Source organism: Ramlibacter sp., from assembly GCF_035554825.1.
Lineage (GTDB): Bacteria > Pseudomonadota > Gammaproteobacteria > Burkholderiales > Burkholderiaceae_C > Ramlibacter.
In genome coordinates this window covers 1-24,180 of the sequence record NZ_DATMHS010000167.1, presented here as the reverse complement: position 1 = coordinate 24,180, position 24,180 = coordinate 1, and the positions used below count along the sequence as shown (strand labels likewise).

At 70.0% G+C, this 24,180-nt stretch carries 24 protein-coding genes and 1 pseudogene; 16 read left to right on the top strand and 9 right to left on the bottom strand.

Annotated features, from left to right (window positions below; genetic code table 11):
• A pseudogene (locus VNT59_RS20230) lies at nt 1–152 on the bottom strand (Ku protein); the annotation flags it as partial.
• 192 nt (nt 153–344) lie between these two features.
• On the opposite strand from VNT59_RS20230, the gene VNT59_RS20225 reads away from it, so the two are divergent.
• Complete coding sequence (locus tag VNT59_RS20225; protein ID WP_325501484.1) at nt 345–623, top strand: hypothetical protein; 279 nt, start codon at nt 345–347, stop codon at nt 621–623.
• Here the strand turns inward: VNT59_RS20225 and VNT59_RS20220 are convergent.
• Both VNT59_RS20220 and VNT59_RS20215 read right to left on the bottom strand, forming a co-directional pair.
• Nucleotides 613–1,245 (bottom strand): response regulator transcription factor, encoded by a 633-nt coding sequence (locus VNT59_RS20220; RefSeq protein WP_325501487.1) that lies wholly within the window; start codon nt 1,243–1,245, stop codon nt 613–615. The two genes, VNT59_RS20225 and VNT59_RS20220, sit on opposite strands and share 11 nt — an antisense overlap.
• Before the next feature lie 136 nt (nt 1,246–1,381).
• Nucleotides 1,382–2,284, bottom strand: coding sequence for a CoA transferase (locus VNT59_RS20215; RefSeq protein WP_325501482.1), 903 nt, complete (start codon nt 2,282–2,284; stop codon nt 1,382–1,384).
• A gap of 101 nt (nt 2,285–2,385) precedes the next feature.
• On the opposite strand from VNT59_RS20215, the gene VNT59_RS20210 reads away from it, so the two are divergent.
• Entirely contained in the window at nt 2,386–3,228 is an 843-nt protein-coding gene (locus VNT59_RS20210; protein WP_325501480.1) for an FAS1-like dehydratase domain-containing protein, read from the top strand.
• A gap of 74 nt (nt 3,229–3,302) precedes the next feature.
• Nucleotides 3,303–4,145 (top strand): class I SAM-dependent methyltransferase, encoded by an 843-nt coding sequence (locus VNT59_RS20205; protein ID WP_325501478.1) that lies wholly within the window; start codon nt 3,303–3,305, stop codon nt 4,143–4,145.
• Between the two features lie 13 nt (nt 4,146–4,158).
• Here VNT59_RS20205 and pobA read toward each other — a convergent pair whose 3' ends face one another.
• Nucleotides 4,159–5,334 carry a 4-hydroxybenzoate 3-monooxygenase gene (pobA, locus tag VNT59_RS20200; RefSeq protein ID WP_325501476.1) on the bottom strand — a complete coding sequence of 392 codons (1,176 nt, stop codon included), beginning with the start codon at nt 5,332–5,334 and terminating at the stop codon, nt 4,159–4,161.
• A gap of 149 nt (nt 5,335–5,483) precedes the next feature.
• Here pobA and VNT59_RS20195 point away from each other — a divergent pair, with 149 nt between their 5' ends.
• The 5 genes from VNT59_RS20195 to VNT59_RS20175 are packed head-to-tail and all read left to right on the top strand — an operon-like array spanning nt 5,484 to nt 9,923.
• Complete coding sequence (locus VNT59_RS20195) at nt 5,484–6,476, top strand: sulfate ABC transporter substrate-binding protein (RefSeq protein ID WP_325501474.1); 993 nt, start codon at nt 5,484–5,486, stop codon at nt 6,474–6,476.
• Between the two features lie 4 nt (nt 6,477–6,480).
• Complete coding sequence (gene cysT / locus VNT59_RS20190; RefSeq protein WP_325501472.1) at nt 6,481–7,353, top strand: sulfate ABC transporter permease subunit CysT; 873 nt, start codon at nt 6,481–6,483, stop codon at nt 7,351–7,353.
• On the top strand, nt 7,350–8,252 hold the full coding sequence (cysW, locus tag VNT59_RS20185; protein WP_325501470.1) for a sulfate ABC transporter permease subunit CysW: 903 nt from the start codon (nt 7,350–7,352) through the stop codon (nt 8,250–8,252). Before cysT ends, cysW begins: the two co-directional genes overlap by 4 nt.
• A 20-nt stretch (nt 8,253–8,272) precedes the next feature.
• Nucleotides 8,273–9,376, top strand: a complete 1,104-nt coding sequence (locus tag VNT59_RS20180; RefSeq protein ID WP_325501468.1) for a sulfate ABC transporter ATP-binding protein — start codon at nt 8,273–8,275, stop codon at nt 9,374–9,376.
• Nucleotides 9,366–9,923: a disulfide bond formation protein B gene (locus VNT59_RS20175; protein WP_325501466.1), complete on the top strand. Its 558-nt coding sequence runs from the start codon at nt 9,366–9,368 to the stop codon at nt 9,921–9,923. Before VNT59_RS20180 ends, VNT59_RS20175 begins: the two co-directional genes overlap by 11 nt.
• A 12-nt stretch (nt 9,924–9,935) precedes the next feature.
• Here VNT59_RS20175 and VNT59_RS20170 read toward each other — a convergent pair whose 3' ends face one another.
• Complete coding sequence (locus tag VNT59_RS20170) at nt 9,936–10,988, bottom strand: serine hydrolase (protein WP_325501464.1); 1,053 nt, start codon at nt 10,986–10,988, stop codon at nt 9,936–9,938.
• A 228-nt stretch (nt 10,989–11,216) separates the two neighbouring features.
• Between VNT59_RS20170 and VNT59_RS20165 the strand changes: the two genes are divergently transcribed.
• The 6 genes from VNT59_RS20165 to VNT59_RS20140 all read left to right on the top strand — a co-directional run bounded on the left by VNT59_RS20165 (nt 11,217) and on the right by VNT59_RS20140 (nt 18,202).
• Nucleotides 11,217–12,776: an ABC transporter substrate-binding protein gene (locus VNT59_RS20165; protein ID WP_325501462.1), complete on the top strand. Its 1,560-nt coding sequence runs from the start codon at nt 11,217–11,219 to the stop codon at nt 12,774–12,776.
• A gap of 74 nt (nt 12,777–12,850) precedes the next feature.
• A complete protein-coding gene (locus tag VNT59_RS20160; RefSeq protein ID WP_325501460.1) occupies nt 12,851–13,768 on the top strand; it encodes an ABC transporter permease in 918 nt (305 codons plus the stop codon).
• 2 nt (nt 13,769–13,770) lie between these two features.
• Nucleotides 13,771–14,676 (top strand): ABC transporter permease, encoded by a 906-nt coding sequence (locus VNT59_RS20155; protein ID WP_325501458.1) that lies wholly within the window; start codon nt 13,771–13,773, stop codon nt 14,674–14,676.
• Complete coding sequence (locus VNT59_RS20150; RefSeq protein ID WP_325501456.1) at nt 14,663–15,667, top strand: ABC transporter ATP-binding protein; 1,005 nt, start codon at nt 14,663–14,665, stop codon at nt 15,665–15,667. The genes VNT59_RS20155 and VNT59_RS20150 overlap by 14 nt, the downstream gene beginning before the upstream one ends.
• Before the next feature lie 163 nt (nt 15,668–15,830).
• Nucleotides 15,831–16,808 (top strand): oligopeptide/dipeptide ABC transporter ATP-binding protein, encoded by a 978-nt coding sequence (locus tag VNT59_RS20145; RefSeq protein WP_325501454.1) that lies wholly within the window; start codon nt 15,831–15,833, stop codon nt 16,806–16,808.
• Entirely contained in the window at nt 16,805–18,202 is a 1,398-nt protein-coding gene (locus tag VNT59_RS20140; RefSeq protein ID WP_325501452.1) for a M20 family metallopeptidase, read from the top strand. The genes VNT59_RS20145 and VNT59_RS20140 overlap by 4 nt, the downstream gene beginning before the upstream one ends.
• Before the next feature lie 33 nt (nt 18,203–18,235).
• On the opposite strand, the gene VNT59_RS20135 is transcribed toward VNT59_RS20140, so the two are convergent.
• From VNT59_RS20135 to argA, 4 genes are all read right to left on the bottom strand, one after another.
• Nucleotides 18,236–19,594 (bottom strand): erythromycin esterase family protein, encoded by a 1,359-nt coding sequence (locus tag VNT59_RS20135; RefSeq protein ID WP_325501450.1) that lies wholly within the window; start codon nt 19,592–19,594, stop codon nt 18,236–18,238.
• Nucleotides 19,595–19,614: 20 nt separating this feature from the next.
• Nucleotides 19,615–19,800, bottom strand: coding sequence for a hypothetical protein (locus tag VNT59_RS20130; protein ID WP_325501448.1), 186 nt, complete (start codon nt 19,798–19,800; stop codon nt 19,615–19,617).
• Nucleotides 19,797–20,474 (bottom strand): dienelactone hydrolase family protein, encoded by a 678-nt coding sequence (locus VNT59_RS20125; protein WP_414708426.1) that lies wholly within the window; start codon nt 20,472–20,474, stop codon nt 19,797–19,799. The genes VNT59_RS20130 and VNT59_RS20125 overlap by 4 nt, the downstream gene beginning before the upstream one ends.
• A 191-nt stretch (nt 20,475–20,665) precedes the next feature.
• A complete protein-coding gene (gene argA, locus VNT59_RS20120) occupies nt 20,666–22,015 on the bottom strand; it encodes an amino-acid N-acetyltransferase (protein ID WP_325501444.1) in 1,350 nt (449 codons plus the stop codon).
• A gap of 250 nt (nt 22,016–22,265) precedes the next feature.
• On the opposite strand from argA, the gene VNT59_RS20115 reads away from it, so the two are divergent.
• Entirely contained in the window at nt 22,266–23,492 is a 1,227-nt protein-coding gene (locus VNT59_RS20115) for a 7TM diverse intracellular signaling domain-containing protein (RefSeq protein WP_325501442.1), read from the top strand.
• A gap of 130 nt (nt 23,493–23,622) precedes the next feature.
• The coding region (locus VNT59_RS20110; protein WP_325501486.1) for a DEAD/DEAH box helicase at nt 23,623–24,180 on the top strand (558 nt) is incomplete at its 3' end.

Genomic DNA, 24,180 nt, shown 5'->3' with positions numbered 1-24,180 from the left:
TGCTGGTTGCCCACCGCGCTCATGGTTTTCTTGTCGAGCAGGTGGAACTTCATCCGGCTCTCGGCGGTCGCCGAATGCAGGGTGATCGGAATGTGGACCAGCCCGAAGCTGATCGCCCCTTTCCACAGGGTGCGGGTACTGGAGGGAGCCATGTTCTCGAACCTATCCCAGCGGTGCGTCAAAAGCTGTAGGACGTCGCTGCAAGCCCGTGTCCGGGGGCCGCTGCCGGGCACGCGGCGCGTGTCGTGTCATGGCCCGCCGGAGAGTCTTTACCCCTGGCGTCGCCCTCGGCCGACACGAACGGTCCGGCAGCGGCGCCAGACTGGCGGCCACAGGAGCCCACCATGTCCCCGCCCCATTCACCCGAAGCGTTCGTCCTGCTGCCCGTGGCGACGCGCGATTTCATCCTCAAGGCCCTCGACGATGCTTCGGTGGCCCTGAGCCGGACCCACCGGCTGCGCGCCACCAGCCACATCCTGCTGGCGGAAGGCGTTCGGCTGACGCCGGCGAACTCGTTCCAGATCGATCACCTCGACCAGGTGCTGCTGATGAACCTCGTGCAGCGGCTGCTGACGCGGGAGCATCCGCCGCCGCCCCGACCGCGCGCGAACCTCAATCGATGAGCTTGTTCTTGAGCGCGTAGTAGGTGAGGTCGCTGTTGGAGGTCAGGCCCATCTTCTCCATCAGGCGGGTGCGGTAGGTGCTGACGGTCTTGACGCTGAGCGACAGGGCATTGGCGATGTCGCCCGCGGTCTCGCCCTTGGCGAGCTTGAGGAAGACCTGGAACTCGCGCTCCGACAGCAGGTCGTGCGCCGCGCTGCCGTCCTTGCGATCGAGCTGCTGCGCGATCAGCTCGGCGACCGAGGGCGAGATGTAGCGGCGGCCCAGCGCGATGGTGCGGATCGCGTTGACGATCTCCATCGGCTCGCATTCCTTGTTGAGATAGCCGCTCGCGCCCTGGCGGATGAGGTTGACGGCGTACTGCTCCTCGGGGTAGCCGGACAGGATCAGGATGCCGACGTCGGGCGCCTTCGCCCGGATCATGGCGAGCGCGTCGATCCCGCTCTGGCCCGGCATCGACAGGTCCATGATGATCACGTCCATCTCGGTCGTGCGCACCAGGTCGATGGCTTCGCGGCCGGTGGATGCTTCGCCGACGACTCGCATGTCCACCATCTCCGACAGGAACTGCTTGAGCCCCGCTCGGACGATGGCATGGTCGTCGACGATCCCGATCTTGATGATTGAACTGTTCATAGGTGGACACCCGGTTGGCTCATCAGGGAAGTGTGCCCGGGTTGCCAGCATCCTGGGGCGCGCCGCCGTGGCGCAGCGCAAAGTCCCGGCGTTGTCCTACAGCCCGAAAGAGCCACGCGGGGCGTCACGCGGCGGCGGGCGCCAGCGTGTGGATCGGCAGGTCGTGCTCGCGTGCCAGACGGTCGAGCTCGGCGCGGGTGCGGGCGCCGAAGAAGGCGGCAAGCGCCTGGTGGGTGGCCGGCGCGAACATCGCGCGGATGTCGCTGGCCGCGACGCCGGCGACCGCGCACAGCGACGCGGCGAAATGGGGCTCGAGCGCGGCCACGGCGGCGCGCCCGTCGCGGCACTGGTACACGCGATAGCCGGCGTGGGCGCCGCCGACGGCGCCGCGCGGCTGCGTCAGGCCCCATTCGCGCGGCAGCGCCAGGTAGGCCGCCGCGTCGGCCAGCGCCACTTCGATGTAGTGGCCGCGCGGATGCGGCTCGCCGGTGCCGGCGTAGCGTTCGCTTTGCTGCAGCGCCGCCTGCAGCACCGCCTCGCTCGCCATCAGCGAGCCGCCCATGTCCGCGTACAGCGTGGCCGGCAGGTCGGTGCCGGTGACGAGGCCGTGCTCGGCGAGGTAGGTCAGATCGTGGCCGGGCGCTTCCGCCTGCTCGCCCCGGCCGCCGACGATGGCCACCTGCGACAGCGACGGATAGCGCGCGTGCAGCTGCCGCCACGCGAGTCCCAGCTTGTCGAGGGCCGAGGGCCGGAATGACGTGAGCAGCACGTGGGCCCTGGCCAGCTCGCCGTGCAGCACCTTCTGCCCGGCGTCGGTCTTGAGATCGGCCTGGTGGACCGCGATCCCATGGTGCAGCTGCGCATAGGCCGCGGGGTCGTAGACGCCCATCGGATCGCCGGCCGGCGGCTCCAGCTTGACGCAGGTGGCGCCCATGCGCTGGCAGCGCATCAGCGCCGCCGGGCCGGGCAGGTTGAGCGCGAGGCTGAGGATCCGGGTGCCGGCAAGCGGGCGCAGGGCGGTGGTCATGGCGGGGGCTCGTGGGTTTTGTGCAAGACTAGCAAATGCGCCGCGGGGAACGCAAAGGGCGCCCGGGACAGCAGGCGCAAGATCAACGCACTCGTCTTCCGATGACCCTCGACACCCAACAGCTCATGGCCTGGAAGGGCCGCCAGGAAGTGGCCGACGACCTGGTGACGGCCGCGCCGCCGCGGCTGCTGCGCGCGACGCTGGACCTGCCGCCGGACGACGGCGCGACGCAGTTGCCGGCCCTGTGGCACTGGCTCTTTTTCCTGCCTTCGCCGCGGCAGTCCGCGCTGGGGCCCGACGGCCATGCCCGCCGCGGCGGCTTCCTGCCGCCGGTGCCGCTGCCGCGCCGCATGTGGGCCGGCGGCCAGCTCGAATTCCTGCAGCCGCTGCGGCTGGGCGATGCGCTGCGGCGCGAGTCGACGATCGACGACATCCAGCTCAAGCCGGGCCGCACCGGCACCCTGTGCTTCGTGCGCGTGCGGCACGAGATCTCGGGCCCGCGGGGCCCGGCGCTGCGCGAGTTCCACGACATCGTGTACCGCGACCTGCCGGCGCCCGGCGGCGCGGCGCCGCGGTACGAGGACGCCCCGGCCGGCGAGGTGGGCCGGCGCGTGACGCCCGACGACGTGCTGCTGTTTCGCTACTCGGCGCTGACCTTCAACGGCCATCGCATCCACTACGACCGGCGCTACGTCACCGAGGTCGAGGGCTATCCGGGCCTGGTCGTGCACGGGCCGTTGATGGCGACGCTGCTGGCCGGCCTGGGCGAGCGCGAGTTCGCCGGCCGGGCGCCGGCCACCTTTTCCTTCCGTGCGCTCAAGCCGGTGTTCGACCTGCACCCGTTCGACGTCTGCGGCGAGCGCGACGGGGAGGCGATGAACCTGTGGATCCGCGACCACGAAGGTCATCGCGCGATGACCGCCCGCATGGCCTTCGGCCGGTGATCCGGTGGGCTTCGCCCCCGCGGGGGCGCGGGCGGGGCTACCATAGCGCCCGGGATCACGATGACAGGTCGGCAATGAACACGGACAGCGAGCTCCAGGACCATTACAGCCGGGGCGATCTGCTGGCGCGACTGCGCACCGCGCTGGCCGAGGACGGCGCCGACCCCGATCACCCGACGCCTGACTCGCTCGCGCCCTACGATCACTTCCACGGCCGGGGCCTCGAAGCGACCTTGGAGACGGCGCGCCTGATGCCCGCCCGCGCGGGTCAGCGCATCCTGGACATCGGCAGCGGCCTGGGCGGCCCGGCGCGCTACGTCGCCAACCGCTTCCGCTGCCACGTGACCGGCATCGATCTCACGCCCGAGTACTGCGAACTCGCGCAGCACCTCACGCGCCTGCAGAAGCTGGAGGACCGGACCTCGTTCCAGCAGGGCGACGCCCTGGCGATGCCGTTCGAGGCGCAGGCTTTCGACGGCGCCTATTCGATGAACGTGTCCATGAACATCGAGCACAAGGCGGCCCTGTACCGCGAGATGCACCGCGTGCTCAAGCCCGGGGGCTGGCTGGTGCTGTCGGAGGTGTCGCGCGGGGAGGGCGGGGACATCGACTACCCGACGGCCTGGGCCGACAGCGCCCGCACCAGTTTCCTGTCGACCCCGGAGGAGACGCGCCAGGGCCTGCTCGACGCCGGCTTCGAGGTGCTGCGGTTTCGCAGCACGCTGGAAAAGACGCGCGCCTTCGGCGACCGCTCGCGCGCGATGGTCAAGCGCGGCGAGAAACCGCCGCACCGCGCCGTGATGCTGATCCACGGCGAGAAGGCGAGGGCGGTGATGGCCAACACCATCCGCGGCTTCGCGGACGGGCGGATCGTTCCGATCGAGGTGCTGTGCCGCAAGCCCGAGCCGGCGGCCTGAGCGCGTTCGCCCGCTACAGCGGCAGCCCCACGTAGTTCTCGGCCAGCGCCGTGGACGCGGCCCGGGAGTGCACCAGGTAGTCCAGTTCCGCTTCCTGCACCTTGCGGTCGAACTCGCCGGTGCCGGGGAACTTGTGCATCAGCATGGTGAACCACCAGGAGAAGCGTTCCGCCCGCCAGATCCGGCGCAGCGCCCGCTCGGAGTAGTGGTCCAGGCCCGCTGCGCTGCGCTCGCGGTACTGCTCGATCAGCCCGGCGGCGAGGTACTTCACGTCCGACGCAGCCAGGTTCAGGCCCTTGGCGCCGGTGGGCGGCACGATGTGCGCGGCATCGCCGGCCAGGAACAGGCGGCCGAAGCGCATCGGCTCGGCCACGAAGCTGCGCAGGGGGGCGATGCTCTTTTCGATCGACGGCCCGGTGACCAGCCGCTCGCGCGCCTGCGGATCGAGCCGCGCGCGCAGTTCCGCCCAGAAGCGCTCGTCCGTCCATTGCTCCGCCCTTTCCTCCAGCGGCACCTGCAGGTAGTAGCGGCTGCGGGCAGGGCTGCGCATGGAGCACAGCGCGAAGCCGCGCTCGGTGTGCGCGTAGATCAGCTCGTGAAAGACCGGCGGCACGTCCGCCAGCAGGCCCAGCCAGCCGAAGGGATAGACCTTCTCGTATTCGTGGATCGCGCCCTTGGGGACGCTGGCGCGGCTGACGCCATGAAAGCCGTCGCAGCCGGCGATGAACTCGCAGTCGACCTGGCGCTCCACGCCCCCGTGGCGATAGCGCACCTGCGGCGAGGTGCCGTCGAAGCCGTGCAGGCTGACGCTGTCGCCGACCTCGTACACCGTCGGCAGCCCTTCGGCGGCGCGGGCGGCCATCAGGTCGCGCGTGACTTCGGTCTGGCCGTACACCATCACGGTCTTGCCGCCGGTCAGGCCCGGGAAGTCGATCCGGTGCCGCGCGCCCTTGAACAGCAGCTCGATCCCCTGGTGCACCAGCCCTTCGCGGTGCAGGCGCTCGCCGACCCCGCATTCGTCCATCAGGTCGACGGTCACCTGTTCCAGCACGCCGGCGCGGATGCGGCCGAGCACGTGATCGGCGCTCTGGCGCTCCAGGATGATGTTGGCGATGCCGGCCCGGTACAGCAACTGCCCCAGCAGCAGGCCCGCCGGTCCGGCGCCGATGATCGCGACCTGGGTGCGCATGGGAGGTCTCCTGTGATTCGCTGCAGCTTAGCGCGCGGCGGACACGCGGGCCATCCGCTTGGCCGACTTGCTGTTATGCCGAGGCGATATGAGCAAACAACAATATATTGGTTTGAGTTTGAAGGGGCCGTTCCCACAATTCGGATCCTATGAACCCCTCCTTCAAGACCGCCCTCGCCACCGCCGCGCTGGTCGCGAGCAGCCTGGCCGGCGCGCAGACCCTGCTGAATGTCTCGTACGACGTGGCCCGTGAGTTCTACAAGGACTACAACCAGGCCTTCGTCGCCCATTACCGGAAGACCACGGGCAAGGACGTGAAGATCGACCAGGCCCACGGCGGCTCCAGCGCCCAGGCGCGCGCGGTGGCCGACGGGCTGGACGCCGACGTGGTCACCATGAACACCACCACCGACATCGAATTCCTGGCCGAGCGGGGCGTGGTCGCCAAGGACTGGGCCAAGCGATTCCCCGACAACGCGGCGCCGACGATCTCCACCATGCTGTTCCTGGTGCGCAACGGCAACCCCAAGGGCATCAAGGACTGGGACGACCTGGTCAAGCCGGGCGTGAAGGTGATCGTCGTGAACCCGAAGACCGGCGGCAACGGCCGCTACGCCTATCTGGCGGCGCTCGGCTACATGAAGAAGAAGGGCGCGACCGACGCGCAGGCGCAGGAGTTCCTGGCCAAGCTGTACCAGAACGTGCCGGTGCTGGCCCGCGGCGGTCGCGACGCGACCTCTGCCTTCCTGCAGCGCAACACCGGCGACGTGCTGATCACGTTCGAATCCGAGGTCGAGTCGGTCAACCGCGAGTTCGGCGCCGACAAGGTCGACGTCGTCTATCCGTCGATCAGCATCGTGGCCGAGAACCCGGTGGCGGTGGTCGAGCGCACGGCCGCCAAGAAGGGCACGGGCGAGCTGGCCAGGGCCTACCTGCAGTACCTGTATTCGGAGGAGGGCCAGGAGATCGCGGCGAAGCATTCGATCCGCCCGCGCTCGCCGGCGGTGCTCAAGAAATACGCCGGCACCTTCAAGCCGATCAAGCTGTTCACCGTGCAGGAGCAGTTCGGATCGCTGGCGCAGGCGCAGAAGGTGCACTTCAACGACGGCGGCCTGTTCGACAAGATCTACACGGTGAAGTGACGGCATGGGCGCCGCGAGCATCGCCGCAGCCCCGCTGCCGGCCGCCCCCGCCCGGGGCGGCAGCAGGAAGGTGCTGCCCGGATTCAACCTGACCCTGGGGTACACGCTGGCGTACCTGAGCCTGATCGTCCTGATCCCGCTCTCGGCCCTCGTGCTCAAGACCTTCACGCTCAGCTGGGACCAGTTCTGGTCGGCCGTCACTTCGCCGCGGGTGCTGGCGTCGTACCGGCTCACGTTCGGGGCCTCGTTCGCGGCCGCGCTGCTCAACGTGGTGTTCGGCCTGCTGCTGGCCTGGGTGCTGGTGCGCTACGAATTCCCCGGCAAGAAGATCGTGGACGCCATGGTGGACCTGCCGTTCGCGCTGCCCACGGCGGTCGCCGGCATTTCGCTGACGGCGCTGCTGGCCGGCAACGGCTGGATCGGGCAGTTCCTGGAGCCGCTGGGCATCCGGCTCGCGTTCAATCCGAACGGCATCGTCGTGGCGCTGATCTTCATCGGGCTGCCGTTCGTGGTGCGCACGGTGCAGCCGGTGCTGGAAGACACGGAGCAGGAACTGGAGGAGGCGGCGATGTGCCTGGGCGCCACCCGCTGGCAGACCTTCCGCCAGGTGCTGTTTCCCGCGATCGCGCCGGCGCTGCTCACCGGTTTCGCCATGGCGTTCGCTCGCGCGGTGGGCGAATACGGCTCGGTGATCTTCATCGCCGGCAACATGCCCATGGTGTCGGAAATCACGCCGCTGATCATCATCGGCAAGCTGGAACAGTACGACTACGGCGGCGCCACCGCCGTGGCCGTCGTGATGCTGGTCATCTCCTTCGTGCTGCTGCTGGTGATCAACGCGCTGCAGGGCTGGCAGCGCCGGAGGGCCGGGGCATGAGCGCGCGGTCGAGCAGGCGGGTGGTGACCACCGAGGCGCGCTGGGTCCGCTGGACGCTGACGGGGCTTGCGCTCGCCTTCGTCCTGCTGTTTTTGGTGCTGCCGCTGGCCGCGGTGTTCACCGAGGCGCTGCGCAAGGGCGCCGGCGCCTATCTCGAGGCGCTGCGCGAACCCGACGCCTGGGCGGCGATCCGCCTGACGCTGCTCACGGCGGCCATCGCCGTGCCGCTGAACCTGGTGTTCGGGGTCGCCGCCGCCTGGTGCATCGCCAAGTACGAATTCCGCGGCAAGGCCTTCCTCACGACGCTGGTCGACCTGCCGTTCTCGGTGTCGCCGGTCGTCGCCGGCCTGATCTACGTGCTGATGTTCGGCGCGCAAGGCTGGTTCGGCCCCTGGCTGGAAGCGCACGGCGTCAAGATCGTGTTCGCGGTGCCCGGCATCGTGCTGGCGACCGTGTTCGTCACCTTTCCCTTCATCGCCCGCGAACTGATCCCGCTGATGCAGTCGCAGGGCAACGACGAGGAGCAGGCCGCCATCGTGCTGGGCGCGAGCGGCTGGCAGACCTTCCGGTACGTGACGCTGCCCAACATCAAGTGGGGACTGGTCTACGGCGTGATCCTGTGCAACGCGCGGGCCATGGGCGAGTTCGGCGCCGTGTCGGTGGTTTCCGGCCACGTGCGCGGGCAGACCAACACCATGCCGCTGCACGTGGAGATCCTCTACAACGAGTACCAGTCGGTGGCGGCGTTCGCGGTGGCTTCGCTGCTCGCGCTGCTGGCCCTGGTCACGCTGGTCGTCAAGTCGCTGGTCGAGTGGCGGCACGAGCGCGAACGGCGCGCGGCGGCCGACCTGCCGCCGGAGCGGCCGGGAATTCTGGTGCCGGCGACTGCCGGCCGATAGGGAGAGGGAAGGGCTATACCATGAGCATCGAAATCCGCAACGTCGGCAAGCGATTCGGCGACTTCCAGGCGCTGCGCGACGTGTCGCTGGACATCGCGTCGGGCGAGCTGCTCGCGCTGCTGGGGCCGTCCGGCTGCGGCAAGACCACGCTGCTGCGCATCATCGCCGGGCTCGAAACGGCCGACGCCGGCAGCATCCTGTTCGCCGGCGAGGACACCACCGGCGTGCACGTGCGCGACCGCAACGTCGGTTTCGTGTTCCAGCACTACGCGCTGTTCCGGCACATGACCGTGTTCGAGAACGTCGCCTTCGGCCTGCGCGTGAAGCCGCGCGGCCAGCGCCCGGGCGAGGCGCAGATCCGCAAGAAGGTGCACGACCTGCTGAAGCTGGTGCAGCTGGACTGGCTGGCCGACCGCTTCCCCTCCCAGCTCTCGGGCGGCCAGCGCCAGCGGATCGCGCTGGCGCGGGCGCTCGCCGTCGAACCCAAGGTGCTGCTGCTCGACGAGCCGTTCGGCGCGCTCGACGCCAAGGTGCGCAAGGAATTGCGCCGCTGGCTGCGCCAGCTGCACGACGAGCTCCACGTGACCAGCATCTTCGTCACGCACGATCAGGAGGAGGCGCTGGAGGTGGCCGACCGGGTGGTGCTGATGAACGCCGGGCGCATCGAGCAGGTCGGCTCGCCGCAGGAGGTGTGGGACCATCCGGCCAGTCCCTTCGTGTACGGGTTCCTGGGCGACGTGAACCTGTTCCACGGCCGCGCCCACGAAGGCCTGGTGCATCTGGAGGGCCTGCAGCTGGCCTCGCCCGAGCACGCCGATGCGCAGAACGCGAAGGCCTATGCCTACGTGCGGCCGCACGACCTCGATCTGCAGCGTCCGCTGGCCGGCCGGGCCGGCCGGCCCGGCGGCATGGTCGCCCGGTTGAGCCGCGCCGTCGTGGTGGGCCCGATCGCGCGGCTGGAACTTATTGCGCTGGGCGGCAACCAAGAGCCGGGGGACAATACGGATTCCATCATCGAAGCGCAGATTCCGGCGCAACAATTCAGCGAGATGGGGTTCAGCGAGGGCGAGACGCTGGTGGTGACGCCGCGGCGGGCTCGCGTGTTTGTCGAGGATGCCGCCTGAGGCGCCTCGCCTCAGGAGGAAGAAGTTGTCGACATGGTTTGAAGCGGCTCCGCGCCGGGTGCTCGGTTCCATCGCCGCCGTCTGCGCGGCCATGCTGGGGTTCGGGCTGTACCTGCAGCACGGCCTGGGCATCAATCCCTGCCCGATGTGCATCGTGCAGCGCTACGCCGTGCTGCTGGTCGGACTGACCGCGGGCCTGGCGGCGTTGTCGAAGCGCCGCGGCGGGTGGATCGGCGGCAGCGTGCTGATCCTGCTGTTCGCGGGATTCGGCGCCTTCGTCGCCGCGCGCCAGAGCTGGTTGCAGTGGTTCCCGCCGGAGTTCTCTTCCTGCGGCCGCGATTTCTACGGCATGATCGAATCGTTCCCGCTGCAGCGCGCGATCCCGATGATCTTCCGCGGCAGCGGCGACTGCAGCAAGATCGACTGGACTTTCCTGGGCGGCTCGCTGGCGAACTGGAACTTCCTCCTGTCCGCCGCGTTCGCGCTGGTGGCGCTGACCCTGATCGTGAAGCAGTGGCGGCGCCGACCGCGGGCGGCGTACGCCTGATTTCCAAGGCCCTCAGCGACCGTCCACCGCCTGAAGCACGCGCCCGAAGAACGCATCCGCGTGCGCTGAATTCAGCCAGCGCACGATGGTCACCATGCGCCGCTCCGGCTCGATCCAGGTGAACGAGCTGCCGGCGCCGATCGCGAAATAGCTGGACGCCGGCAGGCTGGGGAACGGCTTGCGCTGGTGATTGAGCCAGATCAGGTAGCCGTAGTAGGGCGCCAGTTCGCACGGCGTGCGCATCCGCTGCAGCCACTCCTTCGACAGCACCTGCTTGCCTCGCGCCAGCCCGTCGTCGAGCATCAGCTGGCCGATCAGCGCCTGGTCCTGCGCGCCGATCGACATCCCGCCGCCCCAGTGCGTGCCGCCCGGCACCGACTGCACGCGCTGGCCCGCGACCGTCACCCAGGCGTTGTCGTAGCCGACCCACTGCCAGTGCTCGCTCGCGCCGATCGGACGGGTGATCGCCTCGCGGAACACGTCGGGCAGCGGCCGCTGGAACAGGTGCAGCAGCGCCAGCGACAGCTGGTTGATGCGCACGTCGTTGTATTCCCAGTACGTGCCGGGCCGCTGCAGCGGCCGCGGCTGGCCCTTGACGCCGCCGGTGGGCTGGCCGAAGGTGACGGTGCGATAGTGGTCGGCCTGGTCGCTGTAGCCGAACACCTCGCCGCTCCATTCGCTGGTCTGCGTCAGCAGGTGGTGCCAGGTGACCAGCGCGTTGTTGCCGTCGTCGAAACCGATGCCGCGCAGGCGCCGGCCGACCGGCTCGTCGACGTCGCGCAGCAGGCCGCGGTCGTGCGCGACGCCGGCCAGCAGCGCGAGGTAGGTCTTGGCCACGCTGAACGTGAGGTCCGCGCGCTTCGGCTCGCCCCACGAGGCGACCGTGCGGCCTTCGACCAGGATCGTGCCCGACACCGGGCCGCGCGAGTGCACCGGCCCGAGCAGCCGGTTCCATGGCGGCGGGTCGTCGCGGTGCACGCCCCAGTTCGCGGTGACTTCGCGGTCCCAGGTACTTTCGTGTTGCTCGGCGAACCGGATCGCCTCCTGCATGGCGTTGCTTGGCATGACTGCTCCTGGCTTCTCGTTCGTGATGGCGCGGGCGTTCGGGCCGCGCACGGGCGGCGCGGCGCGCGACGCGGTCCCGAGTGTGCCGCATCGGCCGGCGCCGCTGCACGTGGGCAGCTTAGGGTAAGCCTCAAAGCGCAGAGGCCGCGCTTTTCGGTATCGTCGCACGTTGCATCCATGAGCAACGCCGCCCGAGCGCGGGCGGCTTCATCAAGGCAGGAGACGAAGATGGGTAGAGGCAGTGTTGGATCGTTCGCGCGGCGCGGCCGCGCGACGGCGCTGGGCCTGGCGGCGGGGCTGCTGGCGATCGGCATGCTGGCGGCGCCGCCGGCGCTGGCGGGCAAGAAGAACGACACGCTGCAGATGGCGTACGACCAGGCGCCCGAGAGCGTCGACCCCTATTTCAACAACGTCCGCATCGGCGTGATCATCGCCGCGAACGTGTGGGACACGCTGCTGTATCGCGACCCGGTCACGCACGAATACAAGGGCCAGCTGGCGAAAAGCTGGAAGCAGATCGACGACAAGACGCTCGAATTCGAGCTGCGCCAGGGCGTCAAGTTCCACAACGGCGAGGAATTCGACGCCGACTCGGTCGTCTACACGCTCAACTTCGTCGCCGACCCGAAGAACAAGGCGGTGACGCAGCAGAACGTGCAGTGGATCGAGAAGGTCGAGAAGGTCGACAAGTACAAGGTGCGCGTGGTCAGCAAGGAGCCGTTCCCCGCGGCCAAGGACTACCTCGCGACCACGCTGGCGATCCATCCGGCCAAGTACTACAAGGAGGCGGGCCCCAAGGGCATGAACGCCAAGCCGGTCGGCTCCGGCCCCTACAAGGTGGTCGAGCACATCCCGGGCAAGTCGATCACGCTGGAGAAGTTCGCCGACTACTTCAAGGACTCGCCGCGCACGCAGCCGAAGATCGGCAAGGTCCGCATCCGCTTCATCCCGGATCGGCAGACCCAGATGGCCGAGGTCCTGTCCGGCGGCGAGGACTTCATCATGCACGTGCCCAAGGACCAGGCCGAGAAGCTGCAGACCGTGCCGCACCTGCAGGTGCTGAGCGGCAACACGATGCGCATCGTGTTCATGCAGATGAACACGCAGGACGGCGGCCCGGCGCCGCAGCTCAAGGACGTGCGGGTGCGCAAGGCGATCGCCCACGCCATCGACCGCGAGGCGATCATCAAGAACATCGTCGGCGGCGGCGCCGAGATCATCAACACGATTTGCACCCCGTCCCAGGTGGGCTGCACCCAGCAGGGCGCCACGGTCTACAAGTACGACCCGGCGCTGGCCAAGAAGCTGCTGGCGGAAGCCGGTTATCCGAACGGCTTCGAGCTCGACATCCACGCCTACCGCGAGCGCAACCAGACCGAGGCCATCATCAATTACCTGCAGGCGGTGGGCATCAAGGCCAAGCTCAATTTCCTCCAGTACGCCGCCATGCGGGACCAGGTGCGGGCCAACAAGACCGCGCTGGTGCACCAGACCTGGGGCTCCAACCTCGTCAACGACGTGTCGGCGTCCACGCCCGTGTATTACGGTTTCGGGGCCGACGACGTCACGCGCAACGCCCAGGTGAAGGAACTGCTGAACAAGGGCGACCACACGATCGATCCGAAGGCCCGCAACGAGCTGTACCGCAAGGCCCTGGTGACGATCTCGGAGAACGCCTACTCGGTGCCGCTCTGGTCGCTGCCGGTGTACTACGTGGCCAACAAGGAAGTGGCGTTCAAGCCGTATTCCGACGAGCTGGTGCGCTTCTGGGAGATGGGCTGGAAGTGACCGGTTCCGCTGCTGCCTGCCGGCGCCCGGGCGCCGGCGCGCCGACCCGTTCGCGCCACGCCTGAGCCGCTTCCATGCTTGCCTATATCGCCAAGCGGCTGGGCGTCGCGGTGCTGGTCGCGCTGACGGTGTCTTTTCTCGCCTACATGCTGGTGTTCCTGTCGGGCGACCCGGCGCTGGCGCTGGCCGGCGAGGGCGCGCGCCAGGCCGACATCGAGATGGTGCGCAAGACCTACGGTTTCGACCGGCCGATCGTCGTGCAGTACGTCGACTGGCTGGCCAAGCTGGTGCAGGGCAACCTGGGCATGTCGGTGTACTTCAAGACCGAAGTGGCGCCGCTGGTGCTGGAGAAACTGCGGACCACGCTGCTGCTGGGCGTGGCGGCGCTCGGCGTCGCGCTCGTCATCTCGGTGCCGCTGGGCGTGCTGGCGGCGCTCTACAAGAACAGCTGGATCGACCGGGTCTGCCTGGGCGTGGCCGTGCTGGGCCAGGCGCTGCCCAATTTCTTCTTCGCGCTGCTGCTGATCATGCTGTTCTCGATCAGCTGGCACCTGCTGCCCGTGTCGGGCAGCGGCAGCTGGCAGCACCTGGTGATGCCGGCGCTGGCGCTCGGCTACTACGCCGCGCCGGCGTTCATGCGCCTGATCCGCGCCGGCATGATCGAGGTGCTGGGCGCCGACTACATCCGCACCGCGCGCGCCAAGGGCCTGCCGCCGGCCACCGTGGTCTTCAAGCACGCCTTGCGCAACGCGATCGTGCCGGTGGTCGCGCTGGCGGCGGTGCAGCTGGGCTTCCTGCTCGGCGGCTCGGTGGTGATCGAGACCATCTTCGCGCTCGACGGCCTCGGCTACCTGGCCTACCAGAGCATCACGTACAAGGACTTCCCGGTGATGCAGGTGATCGTGCTGCTGCTGTCCGTCATCTACATCCTGCTGACGCTCGCCTCCGACGTCGCCAACGCGTGGCTCGACCCGCGCATCCGGGTGGCATGACCATGAGCGCCCAGTTCCCGGTCGCCATCGCCGCCACCGCCGCCATCGACGCGCCGGTGCCGCCCTCGGCGTGGCGCCAGCTCGTGAAGAACAAGGCGCTGGTCGCCGGCGGCGGGGTGCTGCTGCTGATCGTGCTGCTGGCGGTTTTCGCGCCGCTGTTCGCCCCGTACGATCCCTACGCACAGGACCTGGCCCACCGCACCGTGCCGCCGTTCTGGTATCCGGAGGGCGCCTGGCTGCATCCGCTGGGCACCGACCAGCTGGGCCGCGACTATCTCTCCCGCCTGATCTACGGCGCGCGGATCTCGCTGCTGATCGGTGCGAGCGTGGCCCTGATCTCCGGCCTGATCGGGACGACCATGGGCATGCTGGCCGGCTACTTCGGCGGGCGCACGGACATGGTGGTTTCGTTCCTCGTCACCACGCGGCTGTCGATGCCGGTGATCCTGGTGGCGCTGGCCACCGTGGCGCTGGTCGGCGGCTCGCTGTGGGTGGTGATCCTGGTGCTCGGCCTGTTGAAGTGGGACCGCTTCGCCGTGGTGATGCGCAGCGCCACGCAGCAGGTGCGCTCGCTCGAATACGTGGCCGCCGCCCAAGCCGCCGGCGCTTCGACCGCCCGCATCGTGCTCACCGAGGTGTTGCCCAACGTGCTGCCGCACCTGATCGTGATCGCCACGCTGGAGGCCGCGAGCGCCATCCTGCTGGAGGCGTCGCTGTCGTTCCTCGGGCTGGGCGTGCAGCCGCCGCTGCCGTCGTGGGGCCTGATGATCTCCGAAGCCAAGGCCTACATGTTCTTCTCGTTCTGGCTGATCGCCATTCCCGGCACCGCGCTGGCGCTGCTGATCTTCGCCATCAACCTCGCCGGCGACGGCCTGCACCAGGTGTTCATGCCCAATGAGCGCGCCTGACGTGGGGGCCGGCGAGGTCGTCCTGGACGTCCAGGGGCTGGACGTCGACATCCGCACCGGCGGCGGCGTGCTGCATCCGGTGCGCGACGTGTCGTTCCAGGTGCGGCGCGGCGAAACGCTGTGCCTGGTGGGGGAATCGGGCTGCGGCAAGTCGATGACTTCGCTGGCGGTGATGGACCTGCTGCCGCGGCAGGCGACGCGCCGCGCGCAGTCGCTGCGCTTTCTCGGCGAGGACCTGGCGCGGGCCGGCGGCCGGCGGATCAACGCCTTGCGCGGCGACCGCATGGCGATGATCTTCCAGGAGCCGATGACGGCGCTCAATCCGGCCTACACGATCGGCGAGCAGCTCGCCGAACACTACCGCCATCACCGGCAGGCGACCGCCGCGGCGGCCAGGGACCGCGCGATCGAGCTGCTGGAGAAGGTCGGCATCGCGTCGGCCGGCCAGCGCCTGGGCCAGTACCCGCACCAGCTCTCGGGCGGCCTGCGCCAGCGCGTGATGATCGCGATGGCGCTGATGTGCGGCCCCGAACTGCTGATCGCCGACGAGCCGAGCACGGCGCTGGACGTCACCATCCAGGCCCAGATCCTGCGGCTGCTGGCCGACCTGCAGCAGGAGCTGGGCATCGCCATGGTGCTGATCACGCACGACCTGGGCGTCGTCGCGCGCATCGCCGACCGGGTCGCCGTGATGTACGCGGGCGAGGTGGTGGAGGAGGGGCCGGCGGCGCGGATCTTCGCCACGCCCCGCCATCCGTACACGACCGGCCTGCTCGGCTGCATTCCCGTGCCGGGCCGCACCCCGCCCGGCGGCAAGCTCGGCACGATTCCGGGCGTGGTGCCGTCGCTCGCCGGCGAACTGCGCGGCTGCTCGTTCCGCGACCGCTGTCCGCACGTCCGGCCGGAGTGCGCCCGCGCCATCCCGCTGCGTGCGTCACCGGCGGGGCAGCAATGGCGCTGCGTGCTGGCGCCCGAGGTGGAGGTCGCGTGAGAGTGAAGGAAACCCGACAGCCGAACGCAGAGGCCGCAAAGGGTACGCAGAGGGCGCAGAGTGAAATCCAAAGGAGGGGATTTCTTTGCGTCTTCCGCGGTACTTCTGCGCACTTTGCGTTCGGCTGTTGGGTTCTGCTCCCCATTCAGAAAGCAAACGTGGCATGAACGCCCTGATTCGCGCCGAAGGACTGCAGCGCACCTTCTCCGTGCCGGCCGGCCTGTTCCGGCCGCGTCAACAGCTGCACGCCGTGAACGGCGTCGACCTGAGCGTCGAGCGCGGCGGCGTGCTGGGCATCGTCGGCGAGTCCGGCTGCGGCAAGTCGACGCTGGCGCGCATGCTGCTGGGACTGACGCCGCCGAGCGCCGGCAGCATCTTCATCGATGGCGAGAACGTCGCCGGCATGGACCGGCGCACCCTCGCGCGGCGGGTGCAGCCGGTGTTCCAGGATCCCTATTCGTCGCTCAATCCGCGCCGCACGGTGGCCTCGATCGTGGCCTTCCCGCTCGACGTCCACGGCATCGGCAGCAGCGCGCAACGGCGCCGCCAGGCGATCGAGATGCTGGAGCGCGTCGGCCTGCCGGCACGCTACGCCGATCTCACGCCCGGCCAGCTCTCGGGCGGGCAGCGGCAGCGGGTGGGCATCGCGCGGGCGCTCGTCATGCAGCCGGAGATCGTCGTGTGCGACGAACCGACCTCGGCGCTCGACGTTTCGGTGCAGGCGCAGATCCTCAATCTCCTGCTCGATCTGCGGCAGGAGTTCAAGCTGACCTATGTCTTCATCAGCCACAACCTCGCGGTGGTCGAGCACATCGCGACCCACGTGGCCGTGATGTACCTGGGGCGCATCGTCGAAAGCGCGGACACGCGCACGCTGTTTCGCGATCCGCAGCACCCGTACACCCAGGCGCTGCTGGCGTCGGTGCTGACGCCCGACACCAGCCTGGGGATTCCCGAGACCGGCCTCGGCCTGGCGTTCCCCGATCCGCTGCATCCGCCGCCGGGCTGCCCGTTCCACCCGCGCTGCCCGCAGCGCCACGCCGCCTGCGAACGGCAGGCGCCGGCGCTGGCGGCGTTCGGCCCGACGCGCGTCGCCTGCCACCTGCATTCCACCGCCACCATCCAAGGAACACCATCATGAACACGCGCGACGCCGCGATCGCCCGGGCCCAGGCCAGCTTCGATTCGGGCCAGTTCCGCGACACGCTGGCGCGGCGCGTCGCCGTCCCGACCGAAAGCCAGAATCCCGAGCGCCGCCCCGTGCTGCGCGAGTACCTCGAGGCCGAGATCCGCCCCTCGTTCGAGGCGATGGGGTTCTCGTGCCGGCTGCTGGAGCATCCCAAGGCGCAGGCGCCGTTCCTGTTCGCCGAGCGCATCGAGTCGCCGCAGGCGACCACGGTGCTCGGCTACGGCCACGGCGACGTGATCCGGGGGCTGGACCGCGAGTGGCACGAAGGGCTGTCGCCCTGGCAGCTGACCGAGGCCAAGGGCCGCTGGTACGGCCGCGGCATCGCCGACAACAAGGGCCAGCACACGGTGAACATGGAGGCGATGCGCAACGTCATCGCGGCCCGCGGCAAGCTCGGGTTCAACGCCAAGTTCCTGATCGAGATGGGCGAGGAGACCGGCTCGCCCGGCCTGCGCGAGCTGTGCACCGAGCAGCGCGAGCTGCTGCGCGCCGACCTGCTGATCGCGTCCGACGGTCCGCGGCTGCGGGCCGAGCGGCCGACGGTGTTCCTGGGTTCGCGCGGCAGCATGAACTTCGACCTGACGATCGAGGCGCGCGCCGGCGGCCACCACTCGGGCAACTGGGGCGGCCTGATTTCCAATCCCGGCATCCAGCTGGCGCACGCGATCGCCTCGATCGCGTCGCCGACCGGCCAGATCCGCATTCCGGAATGGGTGCCCAGGGAACTGCCGGCGTCGGTGCGCCGGGTGCTGGCCGACTGCGAGGTCGACGGCGGCAGCGACGGTCCCGAGATCGAGCCGGCGTGGGGCGAACCTGGCCTGTCGCCGGCCGAGCGGGTCTTCGGCTGGTGCAGCTTCGAGGTGCTGGCCTTCAAGACCGGCAATCCCGAGACGCCGGTGAATGCGATCCCGCCGCGCGCCTGGGCGCGCTGCCAGCTGCGCTTCGTGGTCGGCGTCGAGCCCGAGCAGATCCTGCCGGCCCTGCGCCGGCATCTGGACCGCAACGGCCTCGGCATGGTCCGGATCGCCACGACGCGCGAGACGTTCTTCAACGCCACCCGCATCGATCCCGACGACGAGTGGGTGCAGTGGGCCGTCGCGTCGCTGGCGCGCACCAGCGGCAAGAAGCCGGCGGTCCTGCCGAACCTCGGCGGCTCGCTGCCCAACGACATCTTCACCGACGTGCTGGGCCTGCGCACGATCTGGGTGCCGCACTCGTACGCCGGCTGCTCGCAGCACGCGCCCAACGAGCACCTGCCGCCCGAGCTGCTGCGCGAGGGGCTGTGCGTGATGACCGGCCTGTATTGGGATCTGGGGTCGGGGGAGACGCCGGCGGTCAAGCGCTGAGGGCGTGCCGCGCCCGGGCCGTCGCGGCGGCAGTCACACGCCCGACGGATAGGTCTCGGGCGGCTCCTCGGTCGACCAGACCCTGCCGCGCTCCAGCGGCTCCAGCGCCCTGGTCTCGTCGATGTGGATCAGCGCGTCGAACTGGTCGGGCAGCTGCGTCTCGAAATAGTGGCTGTGGCGTTCGGTCTCGGGCCGGTAGATCACGCCGATCGCGCGCTGCAGGCGGCGCGGCGCGGCCAGCTGGCGCAGCGCCTGCGCGTCGCGCAGCGGCAGCATGAAGGACTCCTCGCCGACGCGGTGCAGGACATCTTCCCAGCTGCCGGGCAGGCCGGTGCGCACGCGCTTGCGCCGCGGCGGCTCGTCCCACTCGCCGGCGGCCGTCACCGAGCCGCGGTGGGTGCTGAAGCCCACCAGCACGGCCTCGGCGCCGTAGCGTTCGCGCACCAGCTGGCCGACGTTCCATTCGCCCTGGTCGCCCATCTCCGTGGCGCTGGCGTCGCCCAGGTGCGAGTTGTGCGCCCAGACCGCGAAGCGCGGCGCCGCGCCGTCGGCCGAAAAGTGCTTGTCCAGCGCCTGCAGCGTTTCGACCATGTGGCTGTCGCGCAGGTTCCAGGAGGAGACGCGGCCGCGGAACATGGTGCGGTAGTACTCCTCGGCATTGCGCACCAGCCGGGCGTTCTGCTGGGCGTAGAACACCTCGTCGCGCTCCAGCCCGCGGGTTGGTTGCACCGAGGCGGCCAGGCGGTTCAGGTCGCGCAGCTGCTGCACCGCCTCGTCCTCGCAGCTGGGGGACAGCCCGTAGCTCGCCCCGTAGCCGTAGGCCTGGCTGTCCTCGCGCGCATGGTCGAAGCAGGCGTAGCGGGCGCGGGCGCGCCGGGCCGCCTCGGGATCGGTGCGGTCGAGGTATGCCAGCACCGCCTGCATCGAGCTGAAGAGGCTGTACAGGTCGATCCCGTAGAAGCCGACCTGCGACTGGCTGCCGCGCCCGCTGTTGTACTCGCGCAGCCATTCGACGAAGTCGCGCACTTCGGTGTTGCGCCACATCCAGGCCGGAAAGCGCTGGAAGCCCGACAGGGCGGCGGCGGCGTCCCGGTCGTCGGAGCGGCCGCGCACGTAGCGGTTCACGCGCCAGGCGTCGGGCCAGTCGGCCTCCACCGCAACGGCGGTGAAGCCGCGCTCGAGGATCAGCCGCTTGGTGATGCGGATGCGCTCGCGATAGAAGTCCTCGGTGCCGTGCGACGCCTCGCCCAGCAAGGCAAAGCGGGCGGCGCCGATCAGCTGCAGCAGCGCGTCGTGGCCGCGCTCGCCGCCGGCGAGCGGCACCATCTCGCGTCGCACGCCCTCGATCAGTTCGTGGTCGGCGCGCGTCGAATCCCTGCCCAGTATCGCCATCGCGGGTTTCTCCTGTGGGGTCAATGCGGCGCCAGCGCCTGCTCGCGCCGCGCCTCGTCCTGCGCCCGCGCGCAGCCGACCGCGAGCCCGCCGCGCGGCAGCGCCGGCACCAGCAGCCCGGGGCGGCCGCGCCCGTGCTTCCGGCACCCGGCCGGCAGGCGTCCGGCCCGGCGCCGGCCGCGACAGGGCAGGCGGGACTGGTTCATGTCGCCTGCTCCACGCGGTGCAGGTGCTCGGCGAACCAGGACGCCGCCAAGTCGGCCACCTGTTCCAGCGTGCCGGGTTCCTCGAACAGGTGGGTGGCGCGGGGCACGATCGAAAGCCGCTTTTCGCACTGCAGGTGGCCGAGGGCTTCCTGGTTGAGTTCGATCACGCCGTGGTCGGCGCCGCCCACGATCAGCAGCGTGGGCGCGGTGACCGCGGCCAGGGCCGCCGCTCCGGCCAAGTCGGGCCGGCCGCCGCGCGAGACGACCGCCCGGATCCGGTGTCCCAGTCGGGCGGCCGCGATCAGGGCCGCGGCGCTGCCGGTGCTGGCGCCGAAGTAGCCGATCGGCAGCTCGCCGACGCCCGGCTGGGCCTGGGCCCAGGCCGTCGCCTCCTGCATGCGGCCGGTCAGCAGCGGGATGTCGAAGCGATGCTGGCGGGTGTGGACGTCCACCTGCTCCTCCTGCGCGGTCAGCAGGTCGAACAGCAGGGTCGCGATGCCGGCCTGCTGCAGCCGCGCCGCCACCTGCCGGTTGCGGGCGCTGTGGCGGCCGCTGCCGCTGCCGTGGGCGAACAGCACCAGGCCGCTGGCGCCGGCGGGCACGCCCAGGTCGCCGTACAGCGCCGCCTCCCCGGCCGGGATGCGGACCTCTTTCGTGGTGGAAGCGCTCATCATGTTCACCGTGCCTCCCAAGCTAGGCGGTTGGATCCGCGCCCGCTGTCGGCGCATGTCCAATCCGGTGTAGGAAGGGGCTGTCGCGCCGGCACGCGCCGCGGCGTGACGACCCGTGCGGTCAGTTCACAGTAGGTGCGGTGCCGCCGCGGGTCAAGCGGCGACGGCGCTCGGCCGTGGCGGCGAGGACCCGTTCAGACGAGCTTCTTGACGAAGACCAGGCTCTTGCGATCCCAGTTGTACTTGCGCTTGCGCGCCTCCGGCAGCCAGTCGGGATCGACCTGCACGAAGCCGCGCTTGAGGAACCAGTGCATGGTGCGCGTCGTCAGCACGAAGATGCTCTCCAGGCCCATGCCGCGGGCGCGCTGCTCGACGCGCTTGAGGACCTTCTCGCCGTCGCCCTGGCCCTGGACCTGCGGCGAAACCGTCAGCGCCGCCATCTCGCCGGTCTTCGCTTCCGGATAGGGATAGAGCGCGGCGCAGGCGAAGATCACGCCGTCGTGCTCGACGATGGTGTAGTTGGCGATGTCGCGCTCGATCTCGGTGCGGTCGCGCTTGACCAGGGTGCCGTCCTTTTCGAACGGCTCGATCAGCTGCAGGATGCCGCCGACGTCGTCGGAGGTGGCCTCGCGCAGGTTCTCCAGCTTCTCGTCCACCACCATCGTGCCGATGCCGTCGTGCACGTAGACCTCCAGCAGCAGCGAGCCGTCGGTGGCGAAGGGCACGATGTGGCTGCGCTCCACGCCGGCCTTGCAGGCCATCACGCAGTGCTGCAGGTAGAACGCGGTGTCGGTAGGGGCCTGGGCGCCGGGCAGCTGCGTGAGCAGTTCCTCGGCCGCCGCCAGCGGCAGCTCGGTGTCGATCGGGTTGTCCTCGCTTTCCGGCTCGAGCGGCCTGACCCGGATGCCTGGAATCTCGGCCAGGAAGATCAGCTTGTCGGCCCGCAGCGCGATCGCGACGCTGGTCGCCACTTCCTCCATCGTCAGGTTGAAGGCCTCGCCGGTCGGCGAGAAGCCGAACGGCGACAGCAACACCATGGCGCCCAGGTCCAGGGTCCGGCCGATGCCCGCGACGTCCACCTTGCGCACCAGGCCGGAGTGCTGGAAATCGATGCCATCGAGCACCCCGATCGGCCGGGCGGTGATGAAGTTGCCCGAGATGATGCGCACCGTCGAGCCCGCCATCGGCGTGTTGGGCAGGCCCTGGCTGAACGCCGCCTCGATCTCGTAGCGCAGCTGGCCGGCGGCCTCCTGCGCGCAATCGAGCGTGATCCCGTCGGTGATGCGCATCCCGTGCGAGAAGCGCGAGCTGTGGCCCTTGGCCTGCAGCTGCTCGTTCACCTGGGGCCGGAACCCGTGCACCAGCACGATCCTGACGCCCATGCTCTGGATCAGCGCCAGGTCCTGGGCGATGTGCTGCAGCTTGCCGGCGGCGACCGCCTCGCCCGCGACGCCGACCACGAAGGTCTTGCCGCGGTGCATGTGGATGTAGGGCGCCACCGACCGGAACCAGGGCACAAAGGTGAAGTTGAAGACCGTGGACATTCCGAGGGGGGCAGAGCGGGGGCAGGACCGGACGGAAAGTGTAAGGGATGGGGCGCGCCTCGATTGCGCCGCGCGGCCGACCGGGCTTCGGGCGCATCGCGGAACCGCCGCCGTTGGCGGCCGCCGCGGCGCGGCCGGCGCGGCGAACCGGCCGGTTCGGACGCTGCACGCTGAAGACGCGCTGACGGCGCCCGGGACGGTCCGACGCGCGCCATTGCGTTTGCGCGACGGCGCCGCTATGGTCGGGCGGATGACGCAGTCGGCGATCGGCTTTTTCTGGGGAGCCTTCTTCGGGACGGCCGCACTGATGCTGGCCGGGGCCGTCGCCGCCTTCGTGCAGTCGCACCAGCGGGTGGCGCTGGCGGCGGGCCTGTCGGCGCTGGTGTCCGGTCTGTTCGTCGTGAGCTACCTCGGCTGGTTGCCGATCGCCGATGCCGACGCCGAGCGGCGCACGCTGGCGCACATCGGCATCTTCAGCGCCTCGGTGCTGGGGCTGATGCTGCTGGCGGACCTGGGCCTGCTGAACGAGCGCGAGCGCCGGCGCCGCGTCCTGGCCCCGCTGTTCGCGGCCGCCGGCCTGACCCTCGCGGTGAGCTGGCTGCTGCCGTCCCAGGGCGCCCTGGTACTCAGTTCGCTGGCCGCGTTCGCCGCCGGCGTGGGCGGCCTGGGGATCGGCGTGCGGGCGGCCCGTCGCGGCGACCAGCTGGCGTGGATCGCCGTGTTCGCCGTTTCCTGCATGCTGCTCTCGCTGGCGGCGGTGACCTGGATCGCGCTGGACCGGCGCGGCGTGCCATGGCCCGTGCACCTGGCGGCCGCGCTCACCGGCATGTGCTACCTGACCGGCATCGGGGTGATGCTGTGGCTGCGCTATTCGTACCTGATCGAGCTGCGCGAGGTGCGCGCGCAGGGACCGCGCTACGACCCGATCACGCGCATGCAGTCGAACGCGGCGACCGGCCAGATGGTCGTCCGGGCCTTCGAGCGCCAGCACGACCAGGGGCCGCAGCCGGTGGTCCTGGTGGCGATCTCGATCGGCAACTTCTACGCCCTGGAGAACCTGCACGGCCGCGCGGCCCTGAACCATGCGCTGTTCGTCTGCGCCGCCCGGCTGCGCCGCTGCGTGCCGCCGGACATGGAGATGAGCCGGCTGTTCGACGACGGCTTCCTGCTGGTCTCGCGCGACGCGGCCGACTTCGAGCGCCTCGTGCAGCTGAGCCGCAGGCTGGCCAAGCGGCTGTCGCGGCCGCTCACCCTGAGCCTGGACGGCGAAGGGGCCGGCCAGGAGCGGCGCTCCGAATGGGCGGCGCAGGTGGGCGTCGGCCTGCTGGCGACCACGCCCCAAACGCCGCCCGCGGCCGTCGTGGCCAAGGTGCGGGACATGTCGCGCACCGCCTGGAGCTTCGCCAGCCGGGTGGCATGGCACGACCAGGCCAGCGACCGCATCGCCGAGCTGCCGCTGCGCGAGACCGGACGCTGACCGGCCGCCGGTGCGGCCCGCGGCGGCCGGCGCGCTGGGATAATCACGGGCTTTGCCCCCCGTCTCCTTGGCCACCCCGCGCATCACCTTCCCCGAATCCCTGCCGGTCTCCGCCCGGCGCGACGAAATCATGGCCGCCATCGCGGCCAACCAGGTCGTGATCGTCTGCGGCGAGACCGGCTCGGGCAAGACGACGCAGTTGCCCAAGATCGCGCTGGCGCTGGGCCGCGGCAAGCTCAATGCGCCGCCCGGCGCCGGGCGGCTGATCGGACATACCCAGCCGCGGCGCATCGCCGCCTCCAGCGTGGCCAAGCGGATCGCCGAGGAGCTGGGCACCCCGCTGGGCGAGGTGGTCGGCTACAAGGTGCGCTTCCAGGACCGGCTGGCGCGCGACGCGTCGGTGAAGCTCATGACCGACGGCATCCTGCTGGCCGAGACGCAGACCGATCCGCTGCTGAAGCAATACGACACCATCATCATCGACGAGGCGCACGAGCGCAGCCTGAACATCGATTTCCTGCTCGGCTACCTGAAGCAGCTGCTGCCGCGGCGCCCCGACCTGAAGGTGATCATCACGTCGGCCACCATCGACCCCGAGCGCCTCAGCCGCCACTTCGGCGACGCGCCGATCGTCGAGGTGTCCGGGCGCACGTATCCCGTCGCGGTGCGCTACCGGCCGCAGGAGGAG